This window comes from Sphingomonas sp. GW821-FHT03E12, from assembly GCF_059420685.1.
Genome location: NZ_JBWKUF010000003.1, coordinates 97294 through 111341 on the forward strand (window position 1 = coordinate 97294; position 14048 = coordinate 111341).

11 protein-coding genes are annotated in these 14048 nt (G+C 66.4%); 1 reads left to right on the forward strand and 10 read right to left on the reverse strand.

The features are described 5' to 3' along the window. Positions 1 to 3: 3 nt before the first annotated feature. Positions 4 to 2253, reverse strand: coding sequence for a GumC family protein (locus tag AC07TU_RS09985; RefSeq protein ID WP_495187759.1), 2250 nt, complete (start codon positions 2251 to 2253; stop codon positions 4 to 6). Positions 2254 to 2498: 245 nt separating this feature from the next. On the opposite strand from AC07TU_RS09985, the gene AC07TU_RS09990 reads away from it, so the two are divergent. After that, a complete protein-coding gene (locus AC07TU_RS09990) occupies positions 2499 to 3866 on the forward strand; it encodes a lipopolysaccharide biosynthesis protein (protein ID WP_495187760.1) in 1368 nt (455 codons plus the stop codon). Here the strand turns inward: AC07TU_RS09990 and AC07TU_RS09995 are convergent. From AC07TU_RS09995 to AC07TU_RS10035, 9 genes are all read right to left on the reverse strand, one after another. After that, positions 3748 to 4491: a LuxR C-terminal-related transcriptional regulator gene (locus AC07TU_RS09995; RefSeq protein ID WP_495187761.1), complete on the reverse strand. Its 744-nt coding sequence runs from the start codon at positions 4489 to 4491 to the stop codon at positions 3748 to 3750. The genes AC07TU_RS09990 and AC07TU_RS09995 overlap by 119 nt on opposite strands. A 545-nt stretch (positions 4492 to 5036) precedes the next feature. Next, positions 5037 to 6182, reverse strand: a complete 1146-nt coding sequence (locus tag AC07TU_RS10000; protein WP_495187762.1) for a glycosyltransferase family 4 protein — start codon at positions 6180 to 6182, stop codon at positions 5037 to 5039. Next, positions 6179 to 6886: an HAD family hydrolase gene (locus AC07TU_RS10005; RefSeq protein ID WP_495187763.1), complete on the reverse strand. Its 708-nt coding sequence runs from the start codon at positions 6884 to 6886 to the stop codon at positions 6179 to 6181. The genes AC07TU_RS10000 and AC07TU_RS10005 overlap by 4 nt, the downstream gene beginning before the upstream one ends. Then, the gene (locus tag AC07TU_RS10010) at positions 6883 to 7899 is read right to left on the reverse strand and encodes an ATP-grasp domain-containing protein (RefSeq protein ID WP_495187764.1); all 1017 of its coding nucleotides are present in this window, start codon (positions 7897 to 7899) and stop codon (positions 6883 to 6885) included. Before AC07TU_RS10010 ends, AC07TU_RS10005 begins: the two co-directional genes overlap by 4 nt. Further along, positions 7899 to 8585 (reverse strand): PIG-L deacetylase family protein, encoded by a 687-nt coding sequence (locus AC07TU_RS10015; protein WP_495187765.1) that lies wholly within the window; start codon positions 8583 to 8585, stop codon positions 7899 to 7901. Before AC07TU_RS10015 ends, AC07TU_RS10010 begins: the two co-directional genes overlap by 1 nt. Next, positions 8582 to 9493 carry a methionyl-tRNA formyltransferase gene (locus AC07TU_RS10020; RefSeq protein WP_495187766.1) on the reverse strand — a complete coding sequence of 304 codons (912 nt, stop codon included), beginning with the start codon at positions 9491 to 9493 and terminating at the stop codon, positions 8582 to 8584. Before AC07TU_RS10020 ends, AC07TU_RS10015 begins: the two co-directional genes overlap by 4 nt. Beyond that, positions 9465 to 11216 carry a sugar transferase gene (locus tag AC07TU_RS10025; protein ID WP_495187767.1) on the reverse strand — a complete coding sequence of 584 codons (1752 nt, stop codon included), beginning with the start codon at positions 11214 to 11216 and terminating at the stop codon, positions 9465 to 9467. The genes AC07TU_RS10020 and AC07TU_RS10025 overlap by 29 nt, the downstream gene beginning before the upstream one ends. Then, positions 11213 to 12457 (reverse strand): glycosyltransferase, encoded by a 1245-nt coding sequence (locus tag AC07TU_RS10030; RefSeq protein ID WP_495187768.1) that lies wholly within the window; start codon positions 12455 to 12457, stop codon positions 11213 to 11215. The genes AC07TU_RS10025 and AC07TU_RS10030 overlap by 4 nt, the downstream gene beginning before the upstream one ends. Continuing rightward, positions 12454 to 13683, reverse strand: a complete 1230-nt coding sequence (locus AC07TU_RS10035; protein ID WP_495187769.1) for a glycosyltransferase family 4 protein — start codon at positions 13681 to 13683, stop codon at positions 12454 to 12456. The genes AC07TU_RS10030 and AC07TU_RS10035 overlap by 4 nt, the downstream gene beginning before the upstream one ends. Positions 13684 to 14048 lie beyond the last annotated feature (365 nt).

Here is a 14048-nt window from a genome sequence, read left to right on the forward strand (position 1 = left end):
GTCTCAGGCCAACTCGGTACGGCGGCCGCGCAGCCGCAAGAGCGGGTGGCGCAGCAGGGCGTAGGACTGATCGTCGCGCGCATAGCGGTGGTACTGACGGATGCCGTCTCCGTAATCGAGCCGCGCGTGCTTCCGGTAGCGTACCCGGTTGAAGACCACACCGGTCAATGCTTCGCCGAACTGCAGGATCGCCGACCGCAGCAGATCCGGCGTGGTCCGGCCCCACCTCAGGACGAGCAGGCTCTGCTCTGCGAAGCGCGCGAGTTGTTGCGCATCGCTCACCGCCAGCACGGGCGGGGTGTTGATAACGATGAGGTCGTAGCGGTCGCGCAGGATCGCGAACAGGGTCTCGACGCGCGGCGACGCGATCGCGGCTCCCGGGTCCGGGGCCGGCCGGTTCGCCTTGACGCCGTGCACGGCCGGAGTGGAGCTGCTGGTGAAGATGACGTCGTCGATCTCGGCGTCGCCGCGGATATAGTCGAGCAGATCCTTCTCGCCCGATGTGTCTTCGAGCAGGCCGGCAAGTCCCGGCCGGCGCAGGTCGAAGTCGGCGACGATGGCACGGCGACCGCGGGCGACGGCCGCTGCCGCCAGCCCGATCGACACGCTGGTCTTGCCTTCGTCGGGAAGCGGGGAGGTGACGAGCACGATATTGCCCGTCGCACGGGTCGCATCGCGCCCCATCCGCGTCTCGACCGACCGGATCGCCTCGGCGAAGACCGAATAGGGTTGCCCGATCACCCGAAGATGGGTCGGCATCCGGCGGCGGCCCTTTGCGAGCTCGGGTATCATGCCGAGCGTCGGCAGTCCGCTGATCGCCCAGACCTGCGCCGCGCTTCGTACCTGGGTGTCGAGCGCTTCGCTCAGCATGACGATGATCAAGCCGAAAATGAGCGCAGCGGCGGCGGCGGCGCCCATGATCTGGGCGCGCCGCGGGAAGCTCGGTTGCGTCGGTTGAAGCGCCGGCGATGCGATCTCGGCGTCGGCCTTGACGGTCTTCTCGTTGCGGGTGATCTCCTTCAGCCGGCCGAGCAGCGCGAGATAGACGGTCTGCGTCGCCTGCGCGTTGCGCTCCAGGTCGGCCAGCGGCACGCCCTCTGAAATGTCGTTGAGTGACCGGGCGCGAAGCGACGCCAGGTCTCCCGCCAGTTGCGCCTCGCGTGAGCGTTGCGCGGAGGCCTCGTTGGCGAGCTGCGCGCCGACCCGGCCCGATTCCCGGCTGATGCTGGCGTCGAGTTGCGCGAGTTCGGCCCGAATCTTGAGAACATCGGGGTGCGCGTTGCCATAGAGGGTGGTCAGCTCGCCCAGGCGGCGTTGCGCCGTCGTTTGCTGGCTGCGCAGGTCCGCGAGCAGCGGCGACATGATCTGACCCGCCGATCCGCTGCGCCGTTCGCTTTCGGCGCGCTGCCCGCGGATTGCGGCAAGTTCGGCCGCGGCGCGTCCCATCTGCGCCGCATCGGCCTGGCTGCCTGCACCGGCGTCGAGTCCGTGCGAGCGGCGATAGGATGCGATCGTCTGTTCGGTGGAGACCAGCTGGTCGCGAAGTTCATCGACGCGCTCTCCCAATGCCTGGATGCGCCGCCGGATCGCGGCCTGGCGTTCCTCGACCTGCGTCTTCACATAGACCCGTGTGATCTTGTTCGCGATCAGCGCGGCCTTGTCGGGGTGCCGCGATGTCACGGTCACGTCGATGAAGCTGGATTGGCCGTCCTGACCGACATCGAGAACCTCGAGCAGCCGGTCGGTGGTACGTTCGACGAGCTGCGGGGAGACGGCTCCGGCCGGCGTGGGGGTCGTCTTCACCGTGTCGTCCCTCCAGAATCGCAGGCGATCCAGGAAGCGGCCCCATCTGGTCTTCTTGTCGGGATTTGCATCAGGGTTGAATTCGGCGTCGTCATGCAGGGCAAGGTCGCGCACCACCTGCCGGGCGACCGGGCGCGACTGGAGCAGCTGGATCTGCGTTTCGATCTGGTGCTCGCGCCGAAGTTCCGCGTCACGGATCGAGGCGGCGGTTTCATCCTCGGTCTGCAGCACCGACTCTTCGACATCGACGCGCATCACGGCAGTCGCCTGATAGCGCGGCTCGATGAACAGCAGTGCCAGCGCCGCAAGCACGATCACGACCAGGACGGTGATGATCAGCCGGCGCTGGTGCCGGCGCAGGACGCGCAGGAAATCGACACCCGACGCTTGTTGCGGCACGGCGACCTCAGCCGGACGCATCTCCATCAAAGCCCGTTCCTGCATGTTCATCAGCTCAACTCCCCGGCACAGCGGCTGGCGGACGAGCTTAGGCTGCCTGCGCTCCACGGATATTGGTCAGAAGGGGGAAGCGGAGCGATTGCGGGTATGCGCCGGTGCGGGAAACTCGTCTCGGGTATCGCCGGGGGGACATGCACTACCCCAGTGGGGCTATTCCGCTTGCTCGCCTAGAAATCACTTTCACCGAAAGGCAGACCCGCGACATCGATTGCGCTGGTAAGGGAATTGTAGCTCCCATGGAAACGAGCAGTCGCACGGGGCGGGCGCGCATCGGCTGGACATTGCGGCAGATCGCGCACCTTGCCTCCGGCAACGCTGCAGCCATCGGGATCGGCATGGTGACGCTTGCGCTGACGGCGCACATGCTGGGCCCCGCGCTGCTCGGTCTGCTCGCCATGGTCGAAGCCTATGGCCGGTTCATGGATCAGGTCATTCGTCTCGAGACCTGGCAGGCCGTGATCCGCTACGGCGCCGCCGCGCTCGAAGCGGGGGACGAGGCGCGTTTTGCCGAACTGGTCGGGTTCGGGATCGCGCTCGACATCATTGGGGCGCTTGCCGCCGGCGCGATCGCACTGCTTGCCATTCCGATCGTCGGCGGCTGGATCGGGTGGGGCGGCGAGGCGCGGGCAATGGCCGGTTTCTACACCATCGCCGTCGCGTTCGGCATTTCGTCGACGCCGACGGGCGTCCTGCGCCTGTTCGATCGCTTTGCGCTCATCGCCTGGGTCGATCCCGCGCTTGCGGTGCTTCGGCTGGTTGCGGTGGCGCTGGTCTGGGCGTTGGGCGGTTCGATATCCGAACTGCTGGTGATCGCGATCGCGGTGCCGTGTCTCCAGCGCGTGACCCTCGCGGCCATGGCGTGGCGTGAGCTCCTCCGCCGCGGGTACCGGGTCCGCCCGCGTTTCCGTGCACTCGTCGACACCGGCAGTTTCGAAGGGATCTGGGCGTTCATCCTTTCCGCCAACGGTGCGGTGCTGGTGCGCAAGAGTACGCAGGAGCTTGATATCCTGGCTGTCGGCGCCGTTGCCGGACCGATCGGCGCGGGCATCTACCAGCTCGTGCGCAAGTTCACGCTCGCCGCGATGAAGGCCGGTGCGATGCTGCAGCAGGTCGTCTTTCCCGACCTCGCCCGGCTATGGGCGCGGCGCGACCTCCATGGCTTCGTGACCGCGATCCGGCAGCTTGAGCTGCTGACGCTCTGTGTGGGTGTCGCCTTCGTCGTCGGCACGGTCTTCGCAGGCGATCTCGCCATTCGCCTTATCGCGGGACCCGAGTTCGAAGACGCGGCCACCCCGCTGATTGTCCAGTCCATTGCGGCGCTGCTGTTCCTCGCGGGCAGCGCGCTGCGGCCGGCGCTGATGACGATGGGATTGCAGCCAAAGGTACTGGGGGTCGCGATCGTGGCGGGTATCGCCTTCTTCGTCGCGCTCTATCTGGCGATCCCGGCGGTAGGCGTGAGCGGCGCCGGAATCGCCCACATCATCTTCAATTCGCTCTGGCTAGTTGCATGTCTGCTACTCTTTGCGGGGGCAATGCGCCGGGAACGGGCAGCGGTGTCCGCAGAGCCGTGTCCGCCGGTGCTTCGCCCGCCAGTCCGCGGCTGACTGCCCAGATCGCTGCCTGGGTGCGATTGCGGACGCGCAGCTTGCGCAGGATCGCCTTGATATGAACCTTGACCGTCGCATCGGCGATGTTCAGCCGGCGCGAGATCACCTTGTTGGGCTCACCATCCACCAGGCATCGCAGGATATCCACCTCGCGCGCGGACAGGTTGGTTCCGCTGGCGCCGGTATCCCAGCAGCGCGAGATCGCGCCAGCGGGCGCACTCGCGAGCGAGCTCGCGATCTGCGACGGCAATACCTTTTCGCCAAGGGCGGTCAGGCGCAATGCGCCGGCCAGCGGATCGCACGAAATCTCCTTCACGAGATATCCGTCGACATCCCCGGTCGCGAACGCCCGGGAAACATCCTCCATGCTGTATCCATCGGTCATGATCACAATGCGCGGTCCAGGACAGCGCTCGCGTACGTCGGCACATACGCACAGACCCTCATCGATGTCATTCACGTCGACAATAATGACGGACGGTTCATTCTCCATATCCAGGTCGTCGACGCAGGATACAGCACAATCTACGTAGAAGTCCTGATCCGCAAGAATGCGCTTCAGCCCTTCCCGGACAATTTCATTCCTGCCGATGATATTGACGTGAATGGGATCGCTTAGCATGGGACTCCTCCTACCGCTCTCTTTGGTAGTCGAATTCTTCTCGACCTTTTGGACGAGTGGACTACTTCGCATTAATAGGGGCGACCCTAAAGTGGGGGTATATATTCAAATCCGGAACAGAAAATATCATAGTTTAAAATGTATGAAGATGTTGTCGATGACGACGTTGTCATATTCCGGAATGAGACAGTTCTGTGCCAGGAATATCAGAATACTGCCCGCTTGGAAGAACGACAAACATGTCGTTTCGGTTCGGTAATGGATCAATGTAACATATGTTCCAGTGATGCTGGATTGATATGAATCTGCAGGTTGGTGTGTGCGCATCGGCAGTCAACCTGTCACTTAATGGTATTAGTAGAATCCCGCAGTTTGAATAGCATTCGATCGAGCTAGAGTCGTCGTTGCGACCTGAACACTGTGCGAGGCAGTGTTCTGCACTCGGATGGCGGCTTTATCAGAGGCCGCCATTCCTTTACGTGCCGCTGCTGCTCAACCCCGGCGGCGATTCTTCCCCGAAAAGATGGAGTTGAAGGGGCGAACGGCTACCGGCTCGCCCTGCGTAACGGCGGATATTGTCGCCTCCTCGTTTTCGTTCCCGCAGGCGAATTTGCGTTCGCATCGCTGATCACATCCAGCCAGCTGTCGAGAATGGCGCGTTCGTCGAATAGCCGGGCGCGCCGGACGGCGTTGGCGCCCAATTGCAACCGTTTCCCCTCGCTGGACATGACCTCGCTCAGTGCGGCGGCGAGCTGTTCCACATCCTCGGGCGGCACCAGCAGCCCGCTTATATCAGGCTCGATCATGTCGGCAGGGCCGAAGTCGCAATCGCTCGCCACGACGGGCAGTCCCGCCTGCATGGCTTCCCCGACGACGTTGGCAAACCCTTCATAGCGGGAGGAAAGGACGAACACGCTGGCCGCGCTGATCCATTCGCCGTGCTGACCGGTATTGCCGGGAAGGAAGACTCGATCCCGCAACCCGTCTCGCGCGATCATGGCCTCCAGCCGCGGCCGTTCCGGACCTTCGCCGAAAATGAGGAGATTCCAGTCGGGAAAGCGCTCGGCGATCCTGCCAAAGGCCTCGATCAGCAGATCGAACCCCTTCTGCTCGCTCAATCGCCCGACCGCCACCAGTTGCGGCGCACCTTGCTGCCGGGGGCGGAACGGCAGCGAATGGACCGGGTTCGGGATGACCTTCACTCGTGACCTGTCCGCGATCGGCAGCCGAGCCTTGCCGCGTTCGGTCAACATCACGATCGCTGCGGCACGGGGATAGAGGCGGCGCAGCATGACGTGCCAGAGCGGATGCGCAGGCTGCCGGTCGGGGTTGTTGCGTTCGGAGACAATGACCGGGGTGCGCCTGCCCAGCATCGCGATCAAGGTCAGCACATTGATCTTGGTCAGGAAGGACACGACCACGTCGAACTGCTTGTCTGCAACGGTGCGGCGGAGCGCGTGGAGGCGGCGAACGCCTGTCACGAACGGAGCGATGCCGCGGCCTCCGGGCGGCAGCGCAAGGCGGATGAGTTCGACGCGCGGATCGATGGGGTGAAAGACCGGGTCTCCGGGAGCGTCGAAGGTGATGATGCTGATCTTCCACCCCCGGGCGGCGCCCGCTTGGGCGAGCCAGCTGATGACGCGCTCCGCGCCGCCCGCGCCGAGCGCCGAAAGGACGAACGCGACGTTCATGCGCGGAGCCTCAGCAGGGCCGGGTGGAACAGATCCGCAATACGTTGCGGCGTCAGGTCGTGCAGCGAACGGATCTGCACGGCGGCGCGATGTTGCGGGCTTGGCGGTATCCGGGAATGAACCGCATCGGCCCGGTCGATCTGTACCGTCGCCCAGCCGAGGGCGCGGGGCGCGAGAAAGTCCTTGGCCGGATTGTCCGCCACATAGACGAAGCGGTCCGATCGTCCGCGATACGCTGCCTCGACGGTTTCGAACGCGCGCCGGTGCGGCTTCCAATATGCCGCGCCCCAATCGTCGGTGTAGACGACGGGATCGAAGGCGTAGCTGGACAGGCCGAGTGCGGCCACCTTGCGCCGCTGGGCGATGCCGGAGCCGTCGGTGATCAGCGCGAGGGAGAAACCGTGATCGCGCATGAGGAAGGCGCGCGCGTCGGATGCGAGCCGGATGCGGGGAACATGATCGCGATAGACGGCGACCATCGCCGCGATTGTTGCCGGATCGACGGTCACGCCGAGTTCGGCCAGCGTCGCGTCGAAGAGCTTCGCGCGCCGCCCTTCGTTCCAGAGACGGGTGGCTGTCATGCCGAAGCCGTGTACGCCGAGCCGCCATTCTACCCATATGTCGACCGCACGGATTCCGCTGCGCACATAGTCACGCTCGCGATACAGCGTGTCGTCGAGGTCGAAGACGATGGTGATGGTCATAGCGTCACGAAGATCGCCGCATCGAACCGCAGCATCGCGACGCCCGCGGCCCATGTGTCGGTGGCCGTGTCCGGCAATCCCAGCCGCTCTTCGATGAGCCATTGTGCGAAGCTCGCGCCGGCATAGTCCGCGAGCGGATAGCCGCCGCCGAAGCGCGCGTTGATCTCGAACACCTTTGCGGAACCGTCGGCGGCCGTGATCGCCTGAAAGCAGAGCGCGCCGCGCGGACCGGGCAGGCAGGCTGCGATCCGCTCGGCAATCTCCATCAGCTGTGCCTGTCGCCCGGTGACACCTTTCTCGACTTCCCCGGCGCGCACCTGAATCCGGTGATGCGGCACGACCGAACGCAGGGCGCCGGCTTCGTCGAAATAGAGGTTGACCGTCCACTCTTCGCCCTCGAGCAGTTCCTGGACGACCATCGGTTCGGTCCCGGCATCGGGCAGGGCATCGAGGCTGGCGATCCGGGTGATCGCACGACCGGCGCTGCCGTGCCGCGGCTTGACGATTGCCGGGCCGTTCCACGCCTTTGGATCCGCCGATGCCAGGTCCATCGTCCTCGGGACCGGAACCGCGTGCGCCGCGAGAAACTCGGCGGTCCGGAGCTTGTCGCGGCAGATATCGACCACCGGAAGCGCGCTCACCGCGACCGCCGTACCGGACGCCGCGAACCGCTCGCGCGCCTCGGCCAGTGGCAGCAACTCCGGGTCGATCGTCGGGACGACGAGCCCGACATGATATTCGCGGCAAACCGCCTCGATCGCCGCGACATAGCCGGGGTCGTTCGCAAAGGGCACACGCACCGCCAGATCGGCCAGCCGGCACGCCGCGCTCCATTCGGGTTGCGCGTCGCACGCAATGACGCGCAGATCGATGTGCAGGTTGGCGGCGGCGCGCCGGAATGCCCGCAACAGCCCGACGCGCCGCCCGGCCGAGCAGAGCAGCATGGTCAGCTGCCGGTCGCGGCCGGTCGCGGGCGCTCTCCCGAGAAAATGATCGGCGACGAGCTGGTGCATCACATTACCTCCCGGATCAGCAGGAACGCCTCTGCCGCGCGCCGGTGCACCGTGGCGCCGCGAAGCATCGCCAGCGCGCGCAGGGCCTCGGGCGAGCGTTCGTTGGGGAAGGCGCGGCACTGTGATCGATAGCAGGCAAAGGCGTCGAGCTTGCGTTCGAGCGTCTCATGGATGTCGACGAAGACATTCGGCGCGAAGCAGGGCTCGACATAGGGCGCCGACCAGTTGGTCTCCGACAGTGTCTCATAGGTGTAGAGCCGGGTGGGGTAGCGCCAGTCCCGCGGCCGCGCGGCGACGAGCGCGGAGCGGAAGATCAGCTGATGATCGAGATGGATGTCCCCGGCAAACGGGAGGAAGAGCGTATCCGGCTTCACTGCCTCGAACAGCGCGTCCATCGATGCGTTGAGTTCCGCATGAGGGACGCGGTCGAGTTCGGCGGCGGGGTGGTCGAGCCAATGCGTCCGTGTGACGCCCAACAGCGCGTGCGCGGCCGCGGCCTCTTGCCGGACGCGTTCGACATCCTCCGCCTTGTAGCGCGGGGGCGTTCCGCGCGTGGCAATCGCGACATGGACGTCGTTCCCGTCCGCGGTGAGGCGTGCGATCGTGCCCCCGCATCCCAGAATCTCGTCATCGGGATGCGGGGCGACGACCAGCACTGCCCCCATATTGGCCAGCGCGCCGGTCATCGTCCGCTCCCCAGCACGCTATGGAGCGCAGGCGCGCGGGCTGTCGTTTCGAAGTCGAGCACGTGGAGCGCGCGCCCGTCTCCGCACCGCACCGCAAATCCCTCCGCATCGCGCTGGACCACCTGGCCGGGGCTCGCATGCTGGCGCTCGGCGCAGCCGCAGGCGCGCGCGGACCAGATGGTGATGCGATCGCCGCCCGTGTCGGTGAATGCGCCCGGATAGGGATGACCGACCGCGCGCACCAGCCGCTCGACCTGCTCCGCCGGCTCGCGCCAGTCGATCCGCCCGTCGCCCGGGCGGCGGCGCGTTGCCCAGGTCGCGACGCGCTCGTCCTGCGGCTCGCCGGGGACCGGGCCCTGCGCCAGGTGCGGCAGCAGCGTGCGCAGCATCGTATCGAGCGCAGCCATATGCTTGGCGTAGAGTGTGCCGGCGGTTTCGTCGTGCGCAACGTGGAAGAAGCGCTGGGCGAGCAAGGGCCCGCTATCGACCCCGTCGTCGATCCAGAACAGGCTCGATGCAGTGATCTTCTCGTCGAGCAGGATCGTCCAAGGGATCACCGCCCGCCCGCGCAGACGGGGCAAAGGGGCGGGGTGGTACCCCAGCACGCGACCGCCCGCGGCGCTGCGGAATTCGGGACCGCAGATCTGCGACCAGCCGATGACGAAGACGATGTCGGCAGCAATGGCCTGCATCCTCTCCAGAAATTCCGGTGCGTTGCATTGCGTGACGGATAGCAGTGCAGCACCGTGGCGGGCTGCAACCGGGGCCAGATCGACGAAGTCGGAATGGCGCGCGGCGAGTTCCGCCGGGAGGGTCGCGATCGCCGCGAGCTCCCAGCCCGGAGTTTGCGCGATCGCATCGGCCGCGACGCGCGTGCCCTCAACCGCGCCGATCAGCAATGCGCGCATAAGCCCTCCCGATATTGGCGGGGCTCACCCGTTCCCCTCCGGTCAGCATGACGAAGGTGCGCAGGATGATCTTGGCGTCGCGCACGAGCGAGCGGTTGTCGATGTACCAGAGGTCCAGGGCGAGCTTGTCGGAATCGTTCAGCAGCGCATTGCCGTTGATTTGCGCCCAGCCGGTCAGTCCCGGCCGCACCTCGCCGCGCCGTGCGCCGGCCCGGCCCATCGCCTCCACGGTTTCGGGCAGCAGCGGGCGGGGGCCGACAAAGCTCATCTCGCCGCGCGCGATGTTCCACAACTCGGGCAGCTCATCCAGCCGGGTGCGCCGCAGCAGGCGTCCGAAAGATGTGACGCGGGCTTCATCGGGGAGCAGTTGGCCCTCCGCCGCAGCCATCGAGCGGAATTTGACGAGCTGGAAGCTCTGCCCGCCATGGCCGGCACGCCACTGGCGGAACAGCAGCGGCCGCCCCAGTGCGATCGCGACGGCCCCCGCGGTCAGCAGCAGCAGCGGGAGCGTGGCCACCAGCACCAGCACGGCCAGCGTGCGCTCGGCAAGCCGGTGATCGCCGAGCGCGCGGTGCCGGGGCGGCTGCGGCGGCGTCCCGATCAGGCCCATTTCCGTCAGCAGCTGTTCGTTGACCCGATCGACGCGGAAACGCTGTTGCGCCAGCTGTCGCGAATGTGCGCCCATCGATCGAACGCGTTCCGGATCGCCGGCAAGCTGCTCCATCGCGCGGGCGAGCGCGGGGGCGTTGCGCGGCGGCACGAGCAGCCCGTTCTCGCCCGGCACGACGGTTTCGCGGCAGCCCGGTGTATCGGTGGTGATGATCGGGCGGCCCGTCGCCAGTGCTTCGAGGATCGTGCGCGGGAGTCCCTCGCGATAGCAGCTGGGCAGCACGAATACGCTCGATTGCGCGAGATGTGGACGCACGTCGCGCGTCGCGCCGAGATAGTCGATGCCCTGCGCGCGCCACGCGCCGATCTCCTCGATGGTGAAACCGGCCGGTCCCGGTTCCGGCGGGCCGAGGATCTGAAAGCGCGCCTCGGGATATCGCGCCTGGACGCAAGCCGCAGCCTCGATGAACTCGCCGATCCCCTTGTTGCGCATCAGCCGGGCGATGAGGAGGAAGACGGGTGAGCCATCGGGAATGGGGACATGCGGGAACTTGACCGTGTCGATGCCCGAGCCGGGAACCTGGATGATCCGGCGGCCCGGACTCACGATTCCGTGACGGCGCATCTCGCCCGCATCGTCGGCGTTGAAGACGAAGATCCCGGCGGCACGCGCGACTGCGCCGCGATAGAGGATGGAGGTCAGCCATCGCAGCATCAGACGTGGCCAGGTGGCCGGGCGGTCGTCGGAATAGACGTGCCCCAGTCCGCTCACCATCGCGAAGAAACGGGCGCCCCTGCCGATGACCCGTGTGGCGATGCCGCCATAGATGATCGGTTTCTGTGTATAGGCGAGGCAGACGTCGGGCGCCTCACGCCGGATCGTCCGGATCAGGGCGCGCAGGGTCACGAGATCGCGCAGCGGGTTGGTCCCGGCCCGATCCATCGGCACCGGGATGAAACGGACGCCCATCGCCGACAGTTCGGCGCGGACCGCCAGATCCTCATCCGGCGCGCAGGCAACGACCTCATGACCCGCGGCGACCATCTCACGCAGCAACGCTGCCCGGAAGTTGACCAGCGAATAGGCGAGGCTGGCGAGGACCAGGACTTTCATAGCCGGCTCACCCCGGCGTCGCTGGCCAGCGTGCTCGCGCTGGCAGGCTCGGTGTCCCTTGTCGCCCGCTGGACCGCGCTGGCGTAGAGTCGGCGGTACTGGACGGCGATGTCGTTGATGTCGAAATGCGCGATCGCGCGTGCACGTCCCGCAGCTCCCAGATTCCGCCGGGCGGCGGTATCGAGCCCTGCCATGCGCTCCAGCGCTGCCCCCATCGCTTCGGCATCGCGCGGCGGGACGATCAGGCCACTTTCGCCGATCACCCAGGCGCTGTCGCCGATATCGGTGGCGATGCAGGGTACGCCGCACGCCATCGCCTCGCCCAGAATGTTGGGAAATGCCTCGCCCCAGGCAGAGGAGAGCGCCAGTAGATCGAGGCCGGGCAGCCATCTGGCGACATCGGTCCGCTCCCCTGCGAGCGTGACGGTCCCCGGCGGCAGGGACTCTGCGATCGCGCGTTTCAGGGCTGCATCGGGCCGTTCCATTCCCGGGCCGACGAGGAGCAGGCGCAGATCATGTCCCACCGCGCGCGCGCGGGCGAGCCCGCGGATCAGCATCGCGTGATCCTTCATCGGGTGATTGCGGGCGATCATGCCGACCAGGGTTCCACCGGCGGGGAGGTTGAACAGCGCCTCCAGCCGTTCGCGGGCCGAAGGGTCCGGATGATAGTCCGACAGATCGAACCCGTTGGGGATGTGAATCGCGCGCGAGGGATCGAAGCCGATCGCCGCATGCTCCTTCGCCGCGGTGCGCGAATTGTAGATGATGCCCTGTACCGACCGCGACAAGCGCGCGCTGAGCGCGAACAGGGCCCGGCTGCTGCGCTTCTCGACCATCGGATCGGCCAGCGAGTGACGTACGTTCCAGAACACCGGAACCTTCCGCCCGGCGGAGAGGCTCGCGACGCTTGCGGCGAGATTGCCGTGATACATCCAGCCCTGGAGGATGTCGGGCCGAAGCATCGCCGTGATCCGGAGCAGCCGGAGCATCGCGACCGGGCCGGGGAGGCCGCGCGACATGCCGAGCGTATAGGTGGGGCAGCCCGTCTGCCGGATGCGCTGCGCGAAAGTGCCCGGCCGCATCAGCGAAAGCACCGCGGGCCGCGCGCATTTGCGCTTGGCGCAATTGGCTTCGAGCAGCTTCACGAGCATCGCCTGCGCGCCGCCGATATCGAGGCTGGTGGTGACGTGTTGCACGAGACCCGGCATTGCCGACGTTGCGTGACAGGCGGGATCAGTCATCCTGCAAGCACCTCCCGATAGATGGCCGTGACCTTCTTGACGTGATGTTCGACGCTGAACTTCGCCAACGCCTCCTGCCGCGCGCGATGCGCGATCGTTTCCGCCAGCTGCGGGTGATCGATCAGATCGAGGATATGCGCGGCCAGGTCGGCGGGATCGTCGACGCGCGAGAGAATGCCGGTGCCGCGATTCCGGATTGCCTCGACATTGCCTCCCGAGGCCGCCGCGATCACCGGGGTGCCGACCAGCATCGCTTCGATCAGCGTCCGTCCGAAGGGTTCCTCGACCGCCGGAACCACCAGCATGTCGCTGGCCGCGAGCCAGGGCTCGACCGGGCGGACGAAGCCCATCATCCGGACGAGATCTCCGACACCGAGTTCCTCGATCCGCGCACGGATCTGCGCTTCGATACCCGGCTCGAATTCTTCGCCGAACATGAGTGCGATCATGCGCAGGTCCGGCCGCGCCCGGCGCAGTGCGGCGATCGTCTCGACGAAGACGAGCGGGCGCTTGCGCGCCGCGAACTGGCCGAGAAATGCCAGCACGACCGTATCTGGGCCGATACGGAGCCGGGCATCGAGCGTGGCCCGCGCCGCATCGCGGTCGATCTGCGCGATCGAGGTATCGAACGGGCTGTAGACTGCGGCGGATTTGTGGTGCGCCGACCAGAGCCCCGCCTTGGGAGTGGCGAATTTGGAGACGCAGAGAACGCGGCTTGCGAGCAAAGGCGCCTGGATGCGCAGTGCCCGGGCACGGGGATTGCCGCGGTGATGCCAGATATGTCCGGCTCCGGCGAGCCGCGCGGGCAGCGACCAGGTCGCGTGCATCGGCCCCTCGTTGGTATGCACGATGCGGATGTCCCTTTCCTGCAGGAACGTGCGCATGCGCAGTACGTCCGGCAGCGCGCGGGCGACCTTGCCGATCGCCAGACGATCGCCGGACCGCCAGACATGAACCGGGGGCGCAAGCTCGAACCGGACGCCGGCGCCCTCGATGAAGTCGCGGAGCGGACCTTCCAGGCTATGGAGGATGACGACGGGTTCGAACTCGGTCGTATCGAGCGACTGGACGAGCTTCAGGGCCGAGACATGGCTTCCCCCGATCAACCCGCCGGCAAAGGGGAAGCAGATCCGGGTCCGCCGTGGAAGCACCGGATGGGGCCTGACCGGATACGGGCCGGCATGATCGCGCGCGCCGGGGCCGAACCTGACGATATGTTCCGACATGGCTGTGGTTCGTCGTTCGATCTGCATCGACCGGGGTGCCCCTATTCAAACAGGCAGGTGTTCAAACACGCGGGGAATGTCGCGCATCGAACACCCGCCCACCACGGCAACTTCGGACACTGCCCAAAGGAATCAGCGCCGCTGGCCGAAAGATTTTCCCGGCTCCCCAGATCGGTTCCGGACGGTGCCGGGGGCTTGGCCGGCGATCGCGCGATGCCCCCCATTTTCCTGCACAAGATCGAGAAGGGGTAGCCGGCGAACCAAAAGGTGACCGCCCTGTCCTTTAGAACGCAATCTCTATGCCCGGCTTATTGGCCCTTCGCTTCGCCGCTACCTTCGCTTGGTCAAGGGCATCCCGGGCGCGG